This is a genomic window from Limnospira platensis NIES-39, from assembly GCF_026000695.1.
GTDB lineage: Bacteria > Cyanobacteriota > Cyanobacteriia > Cyanobacteriales > Microcoleaceae > Limnospira > Limnospira platensis.
Map to the genome: position 1 here is coordinate 3,121,265 of NZ_AP026945.1, position 20,553 is coordinate 3,141,817.

Genomic DNA, 20,553 nt, shown 5'->3' on the forward strand with positions numbered 1-20,553 from the left:
ATCATGAGTATTGGATATTACGGTAAAAGAGATGACGATAAATTCGCGTTTTGTAGTGCAGTTAAATCTGGAGAATCAGGCACATTCCTAGTGATTAGTCAAGCACAATTCCGAATTAATTTACCTCACCTATGGATATTCGGTAAAGGTGTATCAGGTGATTTTGCTAACTTCAATGATAGGGATTGGAGTTATTCCAAAGGTGATGAAGAATTATTAGCTGTCAGGTTTTTTATTGAAAAATACGAGACTGAATATAACGGGAAAAAACGATAATACACCCCTACAATGCTAGAACTTGCATTGCTTAAAATAATAGAAAGTGACGCAATGCTTACAGACGGTTCTGTGATGTTTACAGCAACAATAAACTTAGGGCAATCATCAGTCATACCTTCTAACAGGATATTAGAAGGAAATATCGGAGATGATAATTTCAACTCTGACATTTCTAATATCTTCTATATTGAGGATATAGAAGAATTTGATGAACGGGTAGCTAATTACTCTATCGCTGATATTGACGCTTTCATTGAATCCAAAACCCAAAAAATGGTGGCTTTGGTGGTAAACCGAAATACAAAACCTTTGAAGAAAGGCTAACAGAAGGGGCTAAGGTTTTGGATTGTGACCCTAGCTTTGAGAGCCTTTATAACAAGGTTAAAAAACTTGATTCTGATGTCTTGATAGCTTTAATTGAGTTACTGCGATTAATGTAGTCACAAATAATCCCCCCTAAAATTTTAGGGGGGATAACCACCATACCATGTCAGCAATACAAGAGCGATAGGAGTGTACCATGTCCGACGACTATATCGATTATAGGCTAATCAGAAGCCAAATGTCATCTGAACTTGACGAAATAATCACGGATGGCAATTTATAGCATTAGTCAAGGTGGTTAGGACTCAGCTTTTAGAACAGAATCCATGGCATCATGGAGAGAATCAAACTGCTCACGTGCAATGGCGAATGCGGGCTTTCAACCACGACCAACATTTCTCTATCTTGTTGAGGTCTGGCGAATAAGGTGGTAGATAGAGCAAACGGCATTGAGCCGCCTCCACTAGCTCAGGAATCCGTCCCCCTTTATGAAACGTTGCATTGTCTAGCACTAGAGTCTGACCTGGCTTCAGTGTTGGAATTAAGATGAACTCCAACCACAACTCAAACACTGTCCGATTACAACAACCCTCAAAGCGATCGGGGGCTAAGAGTTGTTGATGACACCATGCGGCCATATAGCTCACCCTGCCCTGCCTCTTCCCTGATTTGAGGGCATCGAAGCGTTTTCCTTCCTCGCAGTAACCATAAGGGTAATCCGAGTCCTGACTATTCATGCCAGCTTCATCGAGGTAAACCAACCCTTCCGGCTCCATATGTTCAATCTGAGGTGCGAGACGTTCAGGCATGAAATAGGGTTGCAATACCCGAAATAACTGCCTGATGGCGATTTCATCCCCTTGGCTGAATACAAGAGGCTCGCCTCTGACCATCCCCATAACTGCTTATATGTCCCAACGATTTGTATCAATAAGATACCAAATCAAGGCAGGAAACCCAAGGTCAATATACTCTGTAACAATTCGTAACCATCCTTAACATAACGAGAAATTACGAAACAGAGTTGAGGGTAACGGCGATAGCCACCCCCAGTTTTGGGAATCACAAACCCAGGACTGAAGCGGGGAACGGAAGGCTCCGAGGTGTAACCCAACACCAGAAACGAGACCACTGCCAACCATCCATGATTAGGGAAACCGAATGTCCGGCTTGAACCATCGTAAGAATTAAGTAGCGAAAGAGGTTGACACGCTGCGCTCAAAAGAGCAAGGGGAAAAGTAGGATAATCTTAGCACTACCTACACAGACCTTTAAAGTACCCCGGTGGATAGGACAAATCTAAAGATGGAATGCCCATATAAACGGAACGTTTTAAGTCCTCCTAGACTCTGATTATCTGGTCGAGATATCAGTAGGGATAAGTGTAACCGCAAGTCTTTGAGGATGCGAGATGTGACCAGAAGCCAACGCCCAACTGTAATGGTAGGGATATGCTAACGGGTCACGGTTTGATTGTAAAGAAATAGAGTCAAGTAGGTGTACAAATGGCGATAGCGAGTTTAAAGAAAGGATTTGGGAAATCAAAACCAATCAAGACTACGAACAACGCATGGAAGGCAATCCCATGGACTAAGGTTCAACGGAAAGTTTTCAAGCTCCAAAAGAGTATATTTCAAGCAGCTAAATCGGGACAAGATGCAAAAGCCAGAAGGTGGCAACGTCTATTGGTGAAATCATACTATGCTCGGCTCTTAGCAGTGCGACTGTAGGGGCGGGTTCCACGGTCAGCCATGCTTCCCAACAGTCAGCTTAATAAACCCGCCCCCCCAAGCGGGTCAAGGCAAGAAAACAGCCGGAGTTGATGGAGTAAGAGCAATCTCTTCAAGACAAAGGTTTGAGCTTGTTAAGAACATTAAGGGAAACCTCAAAGCAAAACCACTGCGACGGGTTTGGATTCCAAAACCTGGTAGGGATGAAAAAAGCTGGAATAGGAATACCCACAATCCAAGATAGAGCAAGGCAAGCCTTGGTTAAATCGGCTCTCGAACCTGAATGGGAATCGAGATTTGAAGGCACAAGCTATGGGTTCCGTCCAGGACGGTCAGCCCATGACGCAATTAGCAGAATTTATACTGCCATAAATCAAGGACAGTACTATGTTCTTGACGCGGATATAGCAAAATGCTCTTACCGTGAACCATGAATACCTACTGTCCAAAATTCATTGTCCAAGCCGCCTAAAAAGAGACCTGAAACAATGGCTCAAAGCGGGAGTGCTAGATAACGGTGTATTCGAGAATACAGAAGCAGGGACACCTCAAGGAGGGGTAATAAGTCCAATACTCGCCAACATCGCACTGTTGGGTATGATTAGGTTAATTGAAAAACTGTATCCTAGGAAATCAGACAATCGCCCTTTTGCGAGAGTCATAAGATACGCTGATGATTTCGTGGTCATCTCAAAAGACTTAGAAATCATTGAACAGTGCCAAACTGCTATTTCCAAATGGCTAAAGCCTATTGGATTAGAGATTAAACCTGAAAAAACTCGAATCTGCCACACGCTCAATCACATTGAGTATAACGGCAAAGCAGAGGAACCCGGATTTGATTTCTTAGGTTTCAATATTAGGCAATATCCTGTAGGAAAATATAAAACTGGGAAAACTCCACATGGAAAACCATTAGGACACAAAACTCACATAAAACCCAGCTATAAAGCAGTTAAAGCCCATACAGAAGTGATTAAAGGTGTAATCAAACAACATAAGACAGCACCCCAATCAACCCTGATTAGTAGACTAAACCCAATCATAAGAGGATGGGCAAACTATTATTCAGCGGTAGTCTCAAAAGAGACCTTCACTAAGCTAGACAAAATAATCTGGCAAATGTTACGGGCATGGACAGCATCAAGATGCGGAAAGGCAAGTTACGAAAAGCTAAGTAATTATTTCAGACATGGAACAATTAAACTTAGCAATGGGAAAGAAAGACACGAAAATTGGCTATTCCAAACCAAAGATGGGATACATCTATTCAAACACAACTGGACTCCAATTGTCAGACACACCCTAATACGCCCCGACGCAACACTTTATGACGGAAATTGGACTTACTGGGCAACCAGGAAAGGACAAGCAATCGACACGCCAATTAGGGTAGCAAAACTACTCAAAAAACCAAAAGGTAGATGTACCTGGTGTGGGCAATTCTTTACCCCATCAGATTTAATTGAAGTAGACCACATTGTACCTAGAAGCCATGGCGGAAAGGATGAATACAAAAATCTTCAACTATTACATCGCCATTGTCACGATGATAAAACAGCTCTTGATGAAGAGATAATGCTGTACTCTTAACAAGGAGACGGTCAAACTAGGAGCCGTATGAGGTGAAAGTCTCATGTACGGTTCTGCTGCTGAATGGGAGGGGTAGACCGTGAGGTCTATCTCGACCCCTAATCAATAAACTCCTCTCGCTGTTGCTGATCACGTTCTTGGTAGCCGTAAGTTTTTTTTCTGGTGAAGCCAATTTTCTTCAAGGCTCTGGATATGGTGCGAGGAGAGATGTCGTCATCCCAAAGTTGAGCCATTTGAGCGGAGGTTTTGTCGCCATGCTCTTGGGCAAAAGCCTGGAATTTGTGCCAGTCGGTAATTTGGTGGCTATGACCAGGTGGGCGATTAGGTTTAGGGAGGAAGTCGCCGGTGTGTTCTTTTCTTTGCAGCCAGAGATTGATAGTGTTCCTGCTGACATGGAAAACTTGACTGGCTTCTGTTTTGGGCATACCGTCTAGTTCAATTGCATCAATAACTTTTTGTCTGAGGTCGTAACTATAGGGGGCTGGCATTTTTGGTCTTCTTAGTCATCTCGTCCTCTCCATTATACGTCCTAACTTTCCTGTCTGGTGCTATAGGTAAACAGATAGAATCGGTGTGTAGGGCTGTCTGTGTTCTGCCATATCCTGATATCCAATTCCCTATTGTAACCTCGTTTATAGCGTCTCCAGTAACCCTTATGAGTACAGCAGGAATCCTGTTCCTTTGGGGGTCTAGTGGTACTGGAAAGTCACAGATAGCTACTATTGCGGCTTCACTGTATCGCACCGACACAGTGTTAGCTAACAGCACATTTGCTTCACTGAGAAACAAGATACAACACGAACGCTTTTATGACCCCCTTCAATGTGAATTTGAGAAAAATTTTATATTGGTATGGGAAGATATCACCCCTATATTATTAATTGAAAATGAGAATATGTTATCGCTTTTTAATGTGTTAAATCGCAAAAATAGCCGAATAACCATCAGTAGTCAAATACCGGGAACTAACATGGTATTTGATGCTTTCGCTTTAAAGGTGATTAATTCAATACATCCATTGTGGACATTTTGGGAATTAAACGAACTCAAAATACGAATGTTTCCTATATGGTTTAAAAAACTAGATACAATGACATCAGAAGAATATAGGGGGAATAGTTACGAATTAAGCGATTTAAACGATGTAGAAGATATTACGCTTGATAAATTATCATCTCAATTAGAAATTTTCTGGAGAGATATCGATAACTGCAATCAATACAGCAAGGTCAAAAAACAACTACAGAAACACAAAAAAGATATCATTAACGCTAGGTTATCAAGTGAAATCATTGTCACCCATTCATTGATTTATCAATTATCTATCAATGAATCAATTAAACGCTTCAATGATTACTGGGATTTTTTTATTCAAAAAATCTTGACTATATCATCAGGTACTGAGCAATTTTTGGATAGTTTTATCGCTCAAAGTATAGAAGCCAAAACAAATCAAAATCAACAAGCTATTAACGCGGGGTGTCCAGAATTAATCTAGGTTGTAACTGATATTGACCCCAAGACTCTGAAAGAAACCATTGAGAGAGCCAAAAATGATGGTTATTTAGATTCAATGGTTACTGTGCATGAATTAAATAATCTAATGAAAAATAGAGGATATAATATGATTAATCAGAACGGCAAAAATGTTTGGGAACAAATAATTTATGAGACCCAAAAATGACCCAAAACAATATAAATGCTATTGCAAAAATAAGGTTTAAAACATTTAAACAAATGGTAGATATTACAATCTACAACGCCAACAGAGAAGACGCTAGAGATACGTTAATCAGTATTATGGATGATTGCGAGATTGAGTTATCTGTAGCAGAAGCAAAAAAACAATTATTGCTTAAACAGCTTAATTATATCAAGCATTTACTGACCAAAATCGAATAGTTTAACGTCGTCTCGGACGGGTTTAAACTATCACAGCTTAACCATTATTAAAGGATAAAACCATGTCAATCAAATCAAGTACACCCGGATTAAACGTAGTAGAATATAGCTATATGAGCAATCGAGTCAACCCTAACGTTGTGGGATTGCTTGACTTAGTAGAACTTGCTATCACGCCTGAACAATTTGATGAAATTATCGAATTTATCCAAATCTACAGGCATTTTTTAAACGCGGAAATCGAGTTACTCAAAGGCATTTAAGCTTTGCTTAATGCAAAAATTACAGAACACAACAATAGTCAAAATCACCCTGACAATGATTATCATGAGTTCAATTAATCAGTTACTGCAATGCAATCAATAGGAGACAAAACCATGAATGAAGAACAAGCAAGGTTAATGGTTATCGCGGAATTAGCACGTGATATTTACGCTCAAATGATGTCACGATATATCCCCTACGCTAACCAAGATACCAGGATGAAATTAGCCGAAATAGCTCATAACGCCGCTGTTGATTTTATGACGGTACAGAAAAAATGGGTATCGTCTCAAGAGACAGTTATTCAACCAGTATCATTTATGTCCGACTTTAGCGGCAATGGTTACAGTAGCGATATTTTTATGGGAGGTAACTTTGATGCCTAAATTACTCCCAGTAGTAACGTTAACGGGAAGCTATACCGGGTTTTTAGTAAGTCATAGTATCTGCATTGAGGTAGGCTCTTCAGAATGGTTTAAATACCTATAAACCCATAAATCCTTTTCAGTAGAGGTTAATGGTAAACGATTTACAGCGTGCAAAAAAACCTCAATCAATGGTTTTACCTACTGGAACCTCAAAGGGTGGGATGGTAGCGTCAATCATCACATTTACATAGGGAAAGCTGACCAAGTCACTGTAGACAAGCTAACAGACGTAGCGTTAGCTATGATTACTAAGTGCCGAATGAGAAAACCCTAAACCCTAACACCTAACAGCTACCCCAATAACTTAAATGGCCCCCTATGGTTTCTGACTGTAGGGGGTGCGTGTATGTATTTTTCATTTATAGACTATAATTTATAGACTATAAATCGTTTATATGAATGCTCACCCTATCATGTCCAGATATTACCCAGAACTACTTTACCCCTAACAGATAGCTTTACCTACAACCTACGGCTAAGATTTTGGCTTAGGGTGTTTATTAGGGGTACTGGGTTCTGAACGAAATGAATACCCCTATAAATTGGAGACTTGCTGAGGATTTTGTGGGTATCAGCCCCGATGAGGAAACAAGTCACCAGTTGAAAAGTTGTTTGGGGGTATCGCTTCAGTATGTCATAGCCGGGTTAGTCGTGATTATGCGATCGCATTTTGTTGGTAGCGAGTAGGCTCCTCAAGATTTCACCAATAATCTGACTCCCATAGGGAACCCACTATGGGTTGATTTGAGCCATACCCTCCCCCTAACCGAAACAAGCACTATTGGGGAAACGAACGATGTGATAGCAGTCAATGGTTCGTTACGAACCGAAGGCTTGCCATTGACGGGTATCACGAGAGAGTTACCCTGTCTGTGTTTGGTTAGGGGGAGATAGTAGGCATTTGACAGATTGATTAAGTTGTGCTTGTTGACTGAGTAATCATCCTATTGACAGAATTATTTTCCTATGCTAGGACTAGATTGTGAGTAATATCTGAGTAACTCAATAGGATATAGGGGTTGAGTAATAACCCGCTATCGCTGTCAGGATAAGGTTTTTCCCAAAATGCCAGGAGGCGGACTTGAACCGCCGACACGAGGATTTTCAGTCCTCTGCTCTACCGACTGAGCTATCCCGGCTTATTCCCACGATTAACTATCGTATCAGCAGTCAATCGATTTTGTCAACCCCTGGCGCGGAATTTTTTTGATAGTGAACTCAAAAGCCGATGTATATGGGTTGATCAGCTATTGTGGGTTAATAGGGGAAACTCATCAAATTTGATCACTTGACTATTAGGCTGTTCTGTGTTGAACAGATAGCTGCTCACAGTGGCCGTGCCCGTGTCCAAAATACTAAAAACTGTAATATCGTTACTAGCGATATAGGGTTGAGGTGCGCCATCTCTATCGGAAACGGGACTAAGGTTAGGAATGATAGGTTGGAGTCCGTTGGGGTCTCCGAATGGGGTATATACTTCGGTGAAAGCTGGGGGAACAAATCGGCGATTATTTCCCCAAGCCGCACCATAACTATTTCCGACATTGGAAGATTCTAAAAAGTTAATTCCCGTGGGTCCCAGAAATCGGTTCCACAGGTGGGAGTGTCCGTAATACACCAGTTGAACTCCGGCGGCTTCTAATAATGGCATAACATCCCTAATTAAATAATCAGATGATTTGGGATATTCATAGCGAATCATAATAATATTGCCGTTATTATCAACATCCTTAATTTGCACGGGTTCCGTATAGGCGGGAACTATATTATCCCCTAAAGTGTGGGGAGGATGATGGAACATAACGATTTTATATTTAGCCTGTTGAAATTCCGGGCTATTGAGTTCCTGTTTTAACCAGATATATTGTTGGCTTCCTGCGGAAATAGGCTCAAATAAATGTTGGCCATAGCCCCAATTTTCGGGACGTTCAAAGTCTGCGTCTCTCTCTCGATAACGTCCTCTGGCGTGGGAGTCTAACCGATAAACCCGCCAAACATTGGTCGCGGATAAAACTACTAAGCGGATATCTCCAAAGGTGATAGCATAATAATTGTGGTGGGGATTGGGGAGAGTAAATATTTGGTTATAGGTATCTGAGTTAAAGCTGTGGTCTCGGAGCCATTGTTGCTGAATTTCGGGGTCATTATTAGGGTTAATGGTGGCAGCATTTTGTTGATAAAGCTGTTGGGCGGCAAATTGAGGGTAACTATTATTAAACTGGTTGTTTAAGCTGTCGGTTTCGGAAAAAGCCCCCATCATTTCATGATTACCAATAGCGGGGAATAAGGGGAAATTTTGAATTAAAGCGCCGCCTTTATAAGTAGTGGTGACACCATTTGTTTCGAGTTGATAATGGGCGCGACCTTGCAGACAGGGAAAAAAGGCTCCGCCGCGATTATCGTCGAACCATTCGGAAGCGCGATCGGGAATATTGACTAAATCACCAGCCATAAAAACAGCATCAATATCGACAGTTTCAGCTACTTTTTGAAGATTGGCGGCGGTCATGGGTTTAAGTTGGTGGTCGGAGGTGAGGAGGATTTTTAAGGCTGTTCCGGGTTGGGGTAAACTAGCTAGGCTGAATACTTGGCTACTGATTTTGATGCCGTTGTCTGTGGTACTGTGAACTTGGTAGGGAACCCGTTGGCCTGGGGTTAAGTCTGTGATGGTGGCTTCGTGTCGCCAGATCGGTCTGGGAATGGGTTGGGTGTAGATGCGGTTGTTTTGGGTTTGGACTCCTACCCAGGAATTTTGGTCTTCGCGAGTGCGAGTGAGTTGGGAGGTGCTGGCGATCGCATTTTGTTGGAGGTTACTGCCATAATTGACTTGATGCTGAGAACCAGAAAACTCGGTAAACCACACCACCCGGACTGAGTTTTCCGTGGGTAGTTGTAAAAAAGGATCGCTGAGGAGACGAGGTTGTAAGCCTTGAGAAACCATAATCAAAATCGAGATTACACTAGACAGTAACAAGCCAAAAATCCAGAAATACCGGGTAGCAGAAATCATGGGTGGAGGGGCGATCGCCAGGACTACAAACCGATTATCAGAAACCTATAACTTAAACGGTATCAGAAAAGCCGGGAATTTTTCCCGAATGTTTCCGATACAATATGGGGGATGTCACGCCCTCGGTCTGGTGGACATGGGCAACGGCCTGCAATCTGTCGTCGGTGTAACCTATTGTTGAGTTTCCTTATGGTGGAATTACTATGCTGATTGTTCAAAAATATGGTGGTACTTCTGTTGGGTCAGTAGATCGCATTCAAGCGGTAGCCCGTCGGGTGGCGAAAACCGCCGAAGATCATTCTGTGGTGGTGGTGGTTTCGGCTATGGGAAAAACTACTGATGGTTTGGTGAAACTAGCCCAAGAAATTTCTACCCATCCCTCTCGCCGGGAAATGGATATGTTGTTATCTACTGGCGAACAGGTGACGATCGCTTTAATGAGTATGGCACTACAGGAAATGGGACAACCAGCCATTTCCATGACCGGGGCTCAGGTGGGAATTGTCACAGAGGCTGAACATAGTCGCGCCCGGATTTTAAATATCCAAACCGATCGCCTAACTCGTCACCTAAAAGAGGGTAAGGTCGTAGTAGTAGCCGGTTTCCAGGGAGTTAGCGATCGCCAAGAATTGGAAATTACCACCCTAGGACGAGGAGGATCGGATACTTCCGCAGTCGCTTTGGCGGCAGCATTACAAGCCGATAAATGCGAAATTTATACCGATGTACCCGGAATTTTAACTACAGACCCCCGCCTTGTCCCTAAAGCACAGTTGATGGATGAAATTACCTGTGATGAAATGCTCGAACTTGCTAGTTTAGGGGCTAAAGTTCTCCATCCCAGGGCCGTGGAAATTGCCCGAAATTATGGCATTCCCTTAGTGGTGCGATCGAGTTGGACTGATGATCCGGGTACACGGGTGACTTCTTCATCACCGTCGCGTCCTTCTATGGAAGGGTTGGAACTGGTGCGACCCGTTGATGGGGTAGAATTTGATCTAGATCAGGCGGCGGTTTCCTTATTGCGTATTCCCGATCGCCCTGGGATTGCAGCCCGTTTATTTGGGGGAATTGCCCTCCAGAAGCTCAATGTGGATTTGATTATTCAGTCGATCCATGAAGCCAATATTAATGATATTACCTTTACGGTGACTCATAATTGCTATAAACGAGCGATCGCTGTAGCTGATGCAATTTTACCAACCTTGGGACGCAACAACGACCCCAAAATTGGAGAACCCGAAGTGCGCGGCTATGATAGCCCTATCGCTAAAGTTAGCATTGTCGGCGCGGGGATGATTGGTCGCCCCAAAGTCGCTTCCCAAATGTTCCGCACTTTAGCCGAGGCGGGAATTAATATTCAGATGATTTCTACTTCCGAAGTTAAAGTCAGTTGTGTGATTGATGCCACTGAGTGCGATCGGGCTGTAACTGCCCTCTGTCAAACCTTTGATGTACTAACCCGCAGCAGCAAAAAGACTCAACTGGTTGGCAGGTCTGATCTTCCCCCAGTGCGAGGAGTTGCCATAGACCGTAACCAAGCCCGTTTGGCCATCCGTCATGTTCCCGATCGCCCCGGAATGGCGGCGGAGTTGTTTACCCTGCTGGCACATCACAATATTAGCGTTGATATGATTATCCAATCACAGCGCTGTCACCAGGTTAATGATATTCTCACCCGCGATATTGCTTTTACTGTCGCTCAAGGTGATGCAGAAGAGGCTAAACTGGTGATTAAAAAGGCGATCGCTAATTGGGGTTATGGGGAAGTTACCCTCAATTCGGCGATCGCTAAAGTTAGCGCCGTAGGGGCCGGAATGGTCGATAACCCCGGAGTCGCCGCCCGTATGTTTGAAGCCCTCGCCGCCGAAAATATCAACATCTCCATGATTGCCACTTCCGAAATTAAAATCAGTTGTGTAGTCGATGAAAAAGATGGCATCAAAGCCGTCCAGACCATTCATGATGCCTTTGGTTTGTCCGGTGATGAGGTGGTGACTATTCCCACCCCAGCCGCCGCCTTGTAGCCTCAATAAACCCCCTAGGGCGGGTTGACCTAGGCTATGATTAATTGGGGAACCCGCCCCCACCAGACAATTGCTTATTAATAATTACCATCGGAAGGTGTACAATGTAGCCGTTAACCGGAGAGTGTGCCTAGCTAAATTAGTGTCAACCATTCAAATTGAGACAGGATGCCATCAATAATAGTTAGCAAACTGAACGCTGTTTTCACCCTGTTTCTCAGCCTGTTAGTGGAAGCCATGCCCTTCCTGTTACTGGGTGTCATGTTGTCCAGTCTACTGCTGTGGTTAGTGGATGAACGCAAACTGCTATACTACGTTCCAACTAACCCCTTCCTGGGGGCGATTTTTGGCAGTCTTTTCGGGTTTATGTTTCCCGTGTGTGAGTGTGGAAATGTTCCCGTTGCCCGTCGCCTCCTGAGTCAAGGAGTACCTGCCTCAGCAGCGATCGGCTTTTTATTTGCTGCCCCCACCATTAATCCTATTGTGATTTGGTCAACTTGGGTAGCCTTCCGGGGACAGCCAGAAGTCGTCGTTTTACGGATTTTATTTTCCCTGATAATTGCCATAACATTAGGCTTAGTTTTTAGCGCCCAAAAAGACCTGCGGCCCTTTCTACAAAAAGCCCTCGCCCGTTTAATTCCTCAACCTGACTTCACCGAAAAAGCCGTCGATGAGATGCCCAAATCTTCCCTACTAAGATCCGGAACTTATATTATGGGTCAGTCAGCCAGTCCCGTGCGCTTGCAGTCTATGCCTATGTGGAAAGCTGAGGGACAAGGTGTTCAAGCCGTCGCTACTATGCCTCAAACAAGTTTCAGTTTCTCCTCTATTTTTATCCGCCCCACCCGCGACCGGGTTGGTTTAATGATTGAAAGTGGCGTGCAGGAGTTTCGAGAATTGGGGGGAATGTTGGTAGTCGGAAGTGCGATCGCTGCTATTATTCAAACAGTAATACCCCGCGAAATTATCCTCAGCTTAGGTTACGGTCCCATTTCCTCCATTATGGCGATGTTATTACTAGCTGGAGTAGTTTCTATTTGTTCCACTGTTGACGCATTTTTTGCCCTCTCTTTTGCCGCCACTTTTACCACAGGTTCCTTACTAGCATTTTTAGTATTCGGACCCATGATTGATATTAAAACCGTCGGCTTGATGATGTCGATTTTCCAAACTCGCGCCATCATTTATCTGATGATTCTCGCCGCCCAGCTTACCTTTTTGCTAACCTTGGCTGTCAATCTCAATCTGAACTATTGATATCAGCGCCTATGAACCGTGTTAGACCGACCTTAAATAGGTTATCATCTCGTTTACAACTGTGGTTGCAGTCTCCTTGGGTGGACGCTATAGCTATATTAGCTTGGGGATTCCTTCTCCTCAGATATTGGCTGAATGGACAACTTTATGTCCTCATTCATCCTAACTATTTTCCCCTCGCTATCGGTGGCGGTTTTCTGTTATTAGTCTTTGGAGGATTTCGGATTTGGGAACTCTCCCAGAATTACCAAAAACCTCAAGCGCAGATAGACCAACAATCCCTACAACATATTAGTTTATTTCCCAAAGGTTGGAGTACCGCCCTACTATTAATTTCTCTCCTGTTAGGTCTTTTCATTACCCCCCGAAATCTGGGTAGTTATGTCGCCTTACAACGGGGTATCATGGACTCTTTACCCGCTACACAAATTCAGCCCCAACAATTTCGTACCGCTTCTCGACCAGAAGAGCGATCGCTGATAGAATGGATTAGGCTACTTAATATCAATCCCGAACCGGATACATATAGAGGTCAAAGAGTCAATGTCACCGGATTTGTCATTTATCCCCCCAATCTTCCCCAAAATTTTATCTTTATTGCCCGGTTTGTAATCACCTGCTGTGCTGCTGATGCTTACCCCATTGCGCTTCCTGTCATGCTTCCTGATACTAACCGGGGGGCATATCCCCAAGACAGTTGGCTACAGGTTGAGGGTGAAATGACTACCGAAGTTCTCAATAATCAACGGAGGTTAACTATCAAAGCTGACAAATTAACCCCAATTCCAGAACCTCGAAATCCCTATGAATATTGATGGTTGATAATTGCAAATTGTTTTGGGAGGCTTGGAAATGCAGCTAATCGATTTCATGAGTTTGATTCATCCGTTTCTAGCCGTAGTTGTGGTATTTCCCATAATTGGAATTTCTACCCACATGGCTTGGCAAACTCGTCAGCGTCGCCTACAAACACTAGAAAAAGGCAGCACAAGTCGCATTCCCCCAATGGTAGGTCGGGAACACTTAAAAATGGGACGTTTACTAACTGGTGCCGTCGTAGGAGTGACCCTGATTGCTTTAGCGTATTCCATTGGATTTAAAGGAGTATTTAAGGAACTTTCTAATGAGAATATGTTTGAGGCGATTTTTATAGTTTTAATCTTTATCGGGACCATCGCCTCCCTAGTTTTTCTGTACCGTGCTAATGCTAATCAACCCCTGTGGCGGGGTGTTTTTGCCACCTTAACCGGGGCAGGATTAGTAATTTTGGGGGCACAAGATGGCGTTTTTCGCCGAGGTTATGAGTGGCACTTCTCCCATTACTATTATGGCATTACTTCCGCTTTATTGATGATTTTTGCCTTGGCAATTGTTCCCGATATTTACAAATCCTACAAATGGCGCATGGCTCATACCATACTTAATTGTATAGCCTTATTGCTATTTATAGGACAGGGATTTACCGGGTCTCGCGATTTGTTGGAAATACCCCTGAGTTGGCAACTAGACCATCTGAGAAAGTGCGATTGGGGCGCGCAAACTTGCCCTAATAATTCCCAGTCTCGCGCACCGGAAGAGTTGATAATTCAGGCCTTGTCGAAATAGTCTCTAATTGTCGCATAGCGGCGATCGCATGAAATTTTACACTATCATTAACATCGGTTTTGAGGACTTGCAGAATCTCCATAGTTTTCACATCTCCTAACTGACCTAAAGCATAAGCTAACGCTTGTTTAATCCGTATTTGGCTGAGGCTAGGATGTCCTGACCTGAATAAATCTAGCAATATTTGGCTTGCCTGATTTTTGAGATCCGCAGTTTTTAGGCGACCTAATAACTGGATAGTTTCTAGGGTAACTGCTTCATTAAAATCTGAGAGACATTCAGCGATGCAGTCTAAGGCTGCTGACCTTTCCATCCAAATTAACGCTTTAACACAGGCAATTTGTAAAGGAATTGGGGTCAGGGAAGATTTTAAAAGTATCGATAGGCTTTCAATAGCTGTATCCGTTTTTAAGCGCCCCATAGCCATTGCTGCTTGCTGACAAACAGTGACGTTAATATCATAAAGTAATGGGTCTATCGACTCTACCAAGCGCCATTGTGTCGCTATATCTGACCGAAATCCTAAACTGATTACGGCTTCCGATCGCACTATGGCTGCATGGTCTTCTAGGGCATTAATTAAAGCCGGAATTACCCGATCATCCCGAAAACTTCCCAAGGTTTCAATGGCGATCGCCCTCACCTGGGGGTCGGGGTCTTTAACAACAGTTAACAGGGGAGAAATTACCCCCGAAATGCGAATTTGAGATAAAGCACGCACACCCATCAGACGGGTTTCGGGGTCTTCTAAAAGAGTGGTTAAACTTGCCACCGCCTCCGGTCCTAAATTAGCTAACGCACTAGCGGCGATCGCTATTAATTCATCATCAGCATCGCTACTGAGGAAATTCACCAAACAGGCGATCGCTTCTGGGGTATGAAAATCCCCTAAAATTCGCCCCGCAAACCATCTATATTCTGGATCTGCTGTTTCATCCTCGAAAATTTCAATTAATGGGAAACAGGCTGATTTCCCCAATTTCGGCAACAGTTTAGCCACATCCCAACGGGTGTGAAAATCTCCATATTGTAAAGCTGTTAAAGCTAAAGCGATCGCCTCTTCCAACCCCTCATTTTCCCCACTCACACAAAACTGTTGTAGACCGTAAACCACCTGGGGCCAATCCCGATTATCACTAGCCACCTTAGCTAGGTTAATAAATTCATTCATCATATTATCAAATCCTTATCAAATTCCATTATTTAGTTATGATTTTCACAGGTACAGGACGACATCCATACAGAACATCATTTAAGCCCACCACCTCACCAATAACAGCAATAGCTGGCGCTTCAAAACCCGTATTTTCCACCTGTTCAATAATAGTGTTTAAAGTGCCCCGTAATTCCTCCTGGTGCGGACAAGTTCCCCAACGAATTAAAGCTATGGGAGTTTCCATGCTTAAACCACCAGCCACCAAAGCCTCAATAATATTACCCAAATTTTGAACCCCCATATAAATCACAATAGTTTCAGAACCCTTAGCAATAGCCTCCCACTTCACCTCTGGGCGATACTTTCCCGCCGCTTCATGACCTGTTACAAAAGTCACAGAAGAACTATAATTCCGGTGAGTTAAAGGAATCCCCGCATAAGCTGGCGCGGCAATACCAGAAGTCACACCCGGAACCACCTCTACCGGAACTCCCGCCGCAATTAAAGCCTCCATTTCCTCCCCACCGCGACCAAAAACAAACGGATCGCCACCTTTTAAACGCACAACTACCCCATGAGTTTGGGCTTGATCAATCATTAATTGTGTCGTTTCCTCTTGGGGTAAAGAATGGCGACCGCGACGCTTTCCGGCATGGATTTTTTCAGCCTTTGGGTTAATCATTGCTAAAATTTCTTCACTCACCAAAGCATCATAAATAACCACATCCGCTGACTCAATCAAAACTTTACCTTTTAATGTCAGCAAACCCGGATCGCCAGGCCCCGCACCCACTAAATAAACCTTGCCAATAGCTGATTTTGTTTCCATAATTGCACCTCGTTAATTAATTACTAAATAATTCCCAGACATTAGATAAGTTTAAACTTGCCATCATCATCAGGTTGATGAACCCAAATTATGGTGAATTTCCCCGGAATTTGGTATTCCAAAATACTAAAACCTGGCAAGTATGCGTTTTTTACATATTATATATGCAATAATTGCAAAATCAGAGGTTTTATGTATCTTCAACTACAAATTATCACTGATTCTGAATTTAATCTACAAATCATTGTTAACCTCAGTTATAGATAAAATCATGGTTGTCGCCTCTGAACCCAAAGTCAAACTCAATAAAATCGAAAAAGCTAAAGCTGATAAAGATGGATTAGCCGTTAAAGACGAGTTAGAATATTTTGCCAAAATCGGTTGGGAAGCCATGGATAAAACCGATTTAGAAATGCGTCTTAAATGGCTGGGGGTGTTTTTCCGACCTGTTACTCCCGGTAAATTTATGTTGAGATTACGCATTGCCAATGGTACTCTCAACAGCGCACAAATGCGGGTATTAGCCGAAATTGTCCAACGCTATGGAGATGATGGGAGCGCCGATATTACTACCCGCCAAAATATCCAATTACGCGGTATTCGTTTGGAAGACCTCCCGGATATTTTTAGTAAATTGAAAGCTGTAGGAATGACCAGCATTCAATCGGGTATGGATAATGTTCGCAACCTGACAGGTTCTCCCATTGCTGGTATTGACCCAGATGAATTGTTCGATACCCGAGAATTGTTGCAAAAATTGGAGAGGGTAATTACCAATCAAGGTGAGGGTAATTATGCTTTTTCTAACCTTCCCCGTAAGTTCAATATTGCTATTGAAGGGGGACGAGATAATTCCATTCATGCTGAGATTAATGATTTGGCTTTTGTGCCGGCTTATCGGGATGATGTCTTAGGATTTAATGTCCTAGTAGGTGGGTATTTATCGGCACAACGTCAGGTGGAAGCTGTGCCGATTAATGTTTGGGTTCCTGCTAACGATGATGTGATTAAACTTTCGATCGCTATCTTAACAGTTTACACCCAAAATGGTCTCACTGAAGGATTGCGGGAAAATCGCCAACGGGCACGTTTGATGTGGTTGGTGGATACATGGGGGGTAGAACGCTTCCGGGCTGAGGTGCAGGAAGAATTTGGTCAAACTCTCGCAACGGCTGCCTTAAAGGATGAAATAACCCAGGATAAGAAAGATTATTTGGGTGTTCACCCCCAGAAACAACAGGGATATAAGTTTGTTGGGTTGCACGTTCCGGTGGGGCGTTTATCGGCAGACCAAATGTTTGAAGTAGCCCGTTTGGCGGAGGTTTATGGCCAGGGAGAAATTCGCCTGACGGTTGAGCAAAATTTGATTATTCCTTATATTTCTGAGGATAAATTAGAGGCGTTTTTGGCGGAACCTTTGTTAGAGGTTTTCTCGATTAATCCAGCCCCTTTGACTCGATCGCTTGTGTCTTGCACGGGAAATAATTATTGCAATTTTGCTTTGATTGAAACTAAACAAAGGGCTTTAAAATTAGCCAGAGAACTTGATGAGGAGTTGGAAATAAGCGATCGCGTTCGTATTCACTGGACTGGCTGCCCTAACTCTTGCGGACAGCCCCAAGTGGCTGATATCGGTTTCATCGGTACTAAAGCCCGTAAAGATGGTAAAACAGTGGAAGCTGTTGATATCTATACCGGAGGAAAAGTCGGTCATGAAGCTGAGTTAGGAAGTCGTATAGAAAAGGGTGTGGCTTGCGATGACCTCAAGCCAATTATCCGGGATTTATTAATTCAAAAGTTTGGCGCACGTCCTAAGCAAAATCACTAAATATATCAGCACCATGCACAATATAGCTAGGCGTGGTGCTGCCTATTTCGCCCTACTGACCCTACAGCCACAGCTATGATATAATGAATCAAAGAAATATCATCATAGCCATGATGACAAGTCTATGACAAGCACTCAAGACAAAATCACGGTCATTTATCCCGAATCTGATGGCAATCCTATGTCAGATAATACTAAACAATTTCGCTGGATTGTTGTTATTAAAGAAAACCTAGAAATCTTGTTTAATGATGACCCTAATGTGTTTGTGGCTGGAGACTTACTCTGGTATCCTCAGCAGGGTGATAATAAAATACGTCAAGCCCCTGATACGATGGTAGTATTTGGGCGACCTAAAGGCGATCGCGGTTCCTATCAACAATGGGAAGAAGGTAACATACCACCACAAGTGGTTTTTGAAATTCTTTCACCGGGAAATCGCTTGAAAGAAATGGCGAGAAAATTTAAGTTTTATGAACAATATGGGGTTGAAGAATACTATATTTTTGACCCCGATCGCCTAGATTTCAACGGTTGGCTGCGTAGTAGTGATGGGACTCTTGAAGTGATCGACGAACCGGAAAATTGGATGAGTCCCCGCTTAGGTATCCGGTTTGAATTGAAAGACGGAAACTTTATGATTTATCGCCCAGACGGTGAAAAATTCCTCACGTCCACAGAATTGGCGGCGCAGGTGCAAACTGAACGCCAAAGGGCTGAAGCGGCCGAGGACAGGGTGCGGGAATTAGAAGAACGTTTGCGACAACTAGAAGGCGATCGCCATAATTAACATAATTAATCTATATTTGGGTAAAATCTGGAAATATGATCAAAATTCCGTCTTATCCAAAATGCTCGATTATGATATAGTTATCATTGGTGGCACTTTAGCCGGACGTAAAGCCGCTATAAAAGCCTCTAAAATGCAGGGTCGGGTAGCACTATTGGAACCTGACCCACCCCCTGTTCCTGGTCAAATTATTGGGGCTAACAGACACCACCCCCTTTTACAGATAGCTAAGGTAGCTAAACAAATGCGCCAGGTGTCACAATTCGGCATCGGTTGGGAAACTGCCGATCGCATTGTGCCCGAAAATATTTTAATACAGTGGGACTCTAGTTGTCAATGGAGTGAATATATCACCACTAACCTAGAAAGTATTTATTCTCCGGCGGCGATCGCTTCTTTGGGGGTAGATATGATTTTTGGGGTGGGGGAATTTATTACAGAACCTCGGCTGGCTTTGAAGGTCAATAATCGAATTTTGCGATCGCGTACTTTTTTACTGGCTATGGGTTCTCAACCCCAAATTCCCGACATCGAAGGATTGACTCTTACCGGATATTTCACCGCCGACACTCTTCATAAAATCACCAAAATTCCTAATCATGTTGCCCTCATTGGCGGCGACCCTAGCGCTGTGGAATTAGCCCAAATATTTAGGCGTTTGGGAAGTGATGTTACCCTCATAGTTCGCAGTAACCACATACTACCGAGAGAAGAACCCCCCACCGCTTTTTTGCTGCAATCTTTGTTAGAAGCTGAAGGGGTGCAGGTACTTACTAAAACCCCTGTAATTCAGGCTAAACAAATTGATGATACCAAATGGATACAGGCCGGAAATAAGGCGATCGAAGTTGATGAAATTATCCTAGGTATCGGTCGTCAGCCTAATTTGTGTGGCTTGAATTTGGATGATATCGGAGTTAAATTTATTGGCGGTTATTTGCAGCTAAACTCTCGCAGACAAACCACTAATCGTCGAGTTTATGCTTGTGGAGAATTGGCGGGGGGTTATCCTCTGCCTCATGTGGCTGAATATGAAGCCCAAATCGCCATCAAAAATGCCCTATATTTTCCGGGATTTCGGGTTAATTATAATCATGTTCCTTGGGTGATTTTTACTGACCCACCTTTGGCTAGGGTCGGCTTGACTGAAACTCAGGCGCGACGCCGCTATAGAGACCAGGTACAAGTTAGCCGCCAGATGTTTAAACAGGTTCCTAAAACTCAAATTTTGGGGGAAATTATGGGTTTTTGTGAGTTGGTCGGACATTCTGATGGTCGGCTTTTGGGGGCTACTATTTTCGGGGTTGGCGCTGATGAGATGATTAATTTTTTGGCGATCGCTATTCAAAAAGGTATTACCATCAATGCGATCGCTAATTTTACCCCCCCCTGGCCAACTCTCACCGGCATAATTTCCCCAACCGCCGCCGCTTGGGTTCATCAACGACATCGACACCAAAAACTTTGGTATAATATCCTAGAAAATATCTTTCACTGGCGCAGGTCTAATAATTAATTCCCCAGATATTGG

General features: G+C 43.4%; 19 protein-coding genes, 1 tRNA gene and 5 pseudogenes. 19 read left to right on the top strand and 6 right to left on the bottom strand.

Going from position 1 to position 20,553, the window contains the following annotated elements; translation table 11 throughout:
• Nucleotides 1-3: 3 nt before the first annotated feature.
• Both N39L_RS15330 and N39L_RS15335 read left to right on the top strand, forming a co-directional pair.
• Nucleotides 4-276, top strand: a complete 273-nt coding sequence (locus tag N39L_RS15330; protein ID WP_014275137.1) for a hypothetical protein — start codon at nt 4-6, stop codon at nt 274-276.
• A 54-nt stretch (nt 277-330) separates the two neighbouring features.
• Nucleotides 331-603, top strand: a complete 273-nt coding sequence (locus N39L_RS15335; RefSeq protein WP_014275136.1) for a hypothetical protein — start codon at nt 331-333, stop codon at nt 601-603.
• Nucleotides 604-901: 298 nt separating this feature from the next.
• Here N39L_RS15335 and N39L_RS15340 read toward each other — a convergent pair.
• A pseudogene (locus N39L_RS15340) lies at nt 902-1,406 on the bottom strand (IS630 family transposase); the annotation flags it as partial.
• Between the two features lie 702 nt (nt 1,407-2,108).
• On the opposite strand from N39L_RS15340, the gene N39L_RS15345 reads away from it, so the two are divergent.
• The 4 genes and pseudogenes from N39L_RS15345 to N39L_RS15360 all read left to right on the top strand — a co-directional run bounded on the left by N39L_RS15345 (nt 2,109) and on the right by N39L_RS15360 (nt 3,926).
• Nucleotides 2,109-2,333: a reverse transcriptase N-terminal domain-containing protein gene (locus N39L_RS15345; RefSeq protein WP_014275364.1), complete on the top strand. Its 225-nt coding sequence runs from the start codon at nt 2,109-2,111 to the stop codon at nt 2,331-2,333.
• 21 nt (nt 2,334-2,354) lie between these two features.
• A pseudogene (locus N39L_RS15350) lies at nt 2,355-2,577 on the top strand (HNH endonuclease).
• Nucleotides 2,537-2,767, top strand: a complete 231-nt coding sequence (locus N39L_RS15355; RefSeq protein WP_014274255.1) for a reverse transcriptase domain-containing protein — start codon at nt 2,537-2,539, stop codon at nt 2,765-2,767. Before N39L_RS15350 ends, N39L_RS15355 begins: the two are co-directional and overlap by 41 nt.
• Entirely contained in the window at nt 2,757-3,926 is a 1,170-nt protein-coding gene (locus tag N39L_RS15360; protein WP_014275651.1) for a group II intron reverse transcriptase, read from the top strand. The genes N39L_RS15355 and N39L_RS15360 overlap by 11 nt, the downstream gene beginning before the upstream one ends.
• A 104-nt stretch (nt 3,927-4,030) precedes the next feature.
• Here N39L_RS15360 and N39L_RS15365 read toward each other — a convergent pair.
• Nucleotides 4,031-4,414: pseudogene (locus tag N39L_RS15365) on the bottom strand (IS630 transposase-related protein); the annotation flags it as partial.
• A gap of 2 nt (nt 4,415-4,416) precedes the next feature.
• On the opposite strand from N39L_RS15365, the pseudogene N39L_RS15370 reads away from it, so the two are divergent.
• From N39L_RS15370 to N39L_RS15395, 6 genes and pseudogenes are all read left to right on the top strand, one after another.
• A pseudogene (locus N39L_RS15370) lies at nt 4,417-5,610 on the top strand (hypothetical protein).
• Nucleotides 5,607-5,828, top strand: coding sequence for a hypothetical protein (locus tag N39L_RS15375; protein ID WP_014275654.1), 222 nt, complete (start codon nt 5,607-5,609; stop codon nt 5,826-5,828). Before N39L_RS15370 ends, N39L_RS15375 begins: the two are co-directional and overlap by 4 nt.
• A gap of 62 nt (nt 5,829-5,890) precedes the next feature.
• On the top strand, nt 5,891-6,091 hold the full coding sequence (locus tag N39L_RS15380) for a hypothetical protein (RefSeq protein ID WP_231852202.1): 201 nt from the start codon (nt 5,891-5,893) through the stop codon (nt 6,089-6,091).
• A gap of 114 nt (nt 6,092-6,205) precedes the next feature.
• Entirely contained in the window at nt 6,206-6,478 is a 273-nt protein-coding gene (locus tag N39L_RS15385; protein ID WP_014275656.1) for a hypothetical protein, read from the top strand.
• Nucleotides 6,432-6,794: pseudogene (locus tag N39L_RS15390) on the top strand (hypothetical protein). Before N39L_RS15385 ends, N39L_RS15390 begins: the two are co-directional and overlap by 47 nt.
• Nucleotides 6,795-7,045: 251 nt before the next feature.
• A complete protein-coding gene (locus N39L_RS15395; protein ID WP_014275657.1) occupies nt 7,046-7,207 on the top strand; it encodes a hypothetical protein in 162 nt (53 codons plus the stop codon).
• Between the two features lie 379 nt (nt 7,208-7,586).
• Here N39L_RS15395 and N39L_RS15400 read toward each other — a convergent pair.
• A tRNA-Phe gene (locus N39L_RS15400) sits at nt 7,587-7,659 on the bottom strand.
• A 104-nt stretch (nt 7,660-7,763) separates the two neighbouring features.
• Nucleotides 7,764-9,530 carry a purple acid phosphatase family protein gene (locus N39L_RS15405; RefSeq protein WP_006617812.1) on the bottom strand — a complete coding sequence of 589 codons (1,767 nt, stop codon included), beginning with the start codon at nt 9,528-9,530 and terminating at the stop codon, nt 7,764-7,766.
• 203 nt (nt 9,531-9,733) lie between these two features.
• On the opposite strand from N39L_RS15405, the gene N39L_RS15410 reads away from it, so the two are divergent.
• The 4 genes from N39L_RS15410 to N39L_RS15425 all read left to right on the top strand — a co-directional run bounded on the left by N39L_RS15410 (nt 9,734) and on the right by N39L_RS15425 (nt 14,419).
• Nucleotides 9,734-11,557 (top strand): aspartate kinase, encoded by a 1,824-nt coding sequence (locus N39L_RS15410; protein ID WP_006617810.1) that lies wholly within the window; start codon nt 9,734-9,736, stop codon nt 11,555-11,557.
• 168 nt (nt 11,558-11,725) lie between these two features.
• Nucleotides 11,726-12,814: a permease gene (locus tag N39L_RS15415; protein WP_006617809.1), complete on the top strand. Its 1,089-nt coding sequence runs from the start codon at nt 11,726-11,728 to the stop codon at nt 12,812-12,814.
• Nucleotides 12,815-12,825: 11 nt separating this feature from the next.
• Nucleotides 12,826-13,629 carry a TIGR03943 family putative permease subunit gene (locus tag N39L_RS15420; RefSeq protein ID WP_014275658.1) on the top strand — a complete coding sequence of 268 codons (804 nt, stop codon included), beginning with the start codon at nt 12,826-12,828 and terminating at the stop codon, nt 13,627-13,629.
• Nucleotides 13,630-13,666: 37 nt separating this feature from the next.
• On the top strand, nt 13,667-14,419 hold the full coding sequence (locus N39L_RS15425) for a DUF4079 domain-containing protein (protein WP_006617807.1): 753 nt from the start codon (nt 13,667-13,669) through the stop codon (nt 14,417-14,419).
• On the opposite strand, the gene N39L_RS15430 is transcribed toward N39L_RS15425, so the two are convergent.
• Both N39L_RS15430 and cobA read right to left on the bottom strand, forming a co-directional pair.
• Nucleotides 14,361-15,593, bottom strand: coding sequence for a HEAT repeat domain-containing protein (locus N39L_RS15430; protein WP_014275659.1), 1,233 nt, complete (start codon nt 15,591-15,593; stop codon nt 14,361-14,363). The two genes, N39L_RS15425 and N39L_RS15430, sit on opposite strands and share 59 nt — an antisense overlap.
• A 25-nt stretch (nt 15,594-15,618) precedes the next feature.
• Nucleotides 15,619-16,404: a uroporphyrinogen-III C-methyltransferase gene (cobA, locus tag N39L_RS15435; protein WP_006617805.1), complete on the bottom strand. Its 786-nt coding sequence runs from the start codon at nt 16,402-16,404 to the stop codon at nt 15,619-15,621.
• Between the two features lie 271 nt (nt 16,405-16,675).
• On the opposite strand from cobA, the gene N39L_RS15440 reads away from it, so the two are divergent.
• From N39L_RS15440 to N39L_RS15450, 3 genes are all read left to right on the top strand, one after another.
• Nucleotides 16,676-18,232: a ferredoxin--nitrite reductase gene (locus N39L_RS15440; protein WP_014275660.1), complete on the top strand. Its 1,557-nt coding sequence runs from the start codon at nt 16,676-16,678 to the stop codon at nt 18,230-18,232.
• Nucleotides 18,233-18,356: 124 nt separating this feature from the next.
• A complete protein-coding gene (locus N39L_RS15445) occupies nt 18,357-19,022 on the top strand; it encodes a Uma2 family endonuclease (protein ID WP_006617803.1) in 666 nt (221 codons plus the stop codon).
• A 61-nt stretch (nt 19,023-19,083) separates the two neighbouring features.
• Nucleotides 19,084-20,538, top strand: a complete 1,455-nt coding sequence (locus tag N39L_RS15450; protein WP_014275661.1) for a dihydrolipoyl dehydrogenase family protein — start codon at nt 19,084-19,086, stop codon at nt 20,536-20,538.
• The last annotated feature ends 15 nt before the right edge of the window (nt 20,539-20,553 follow it).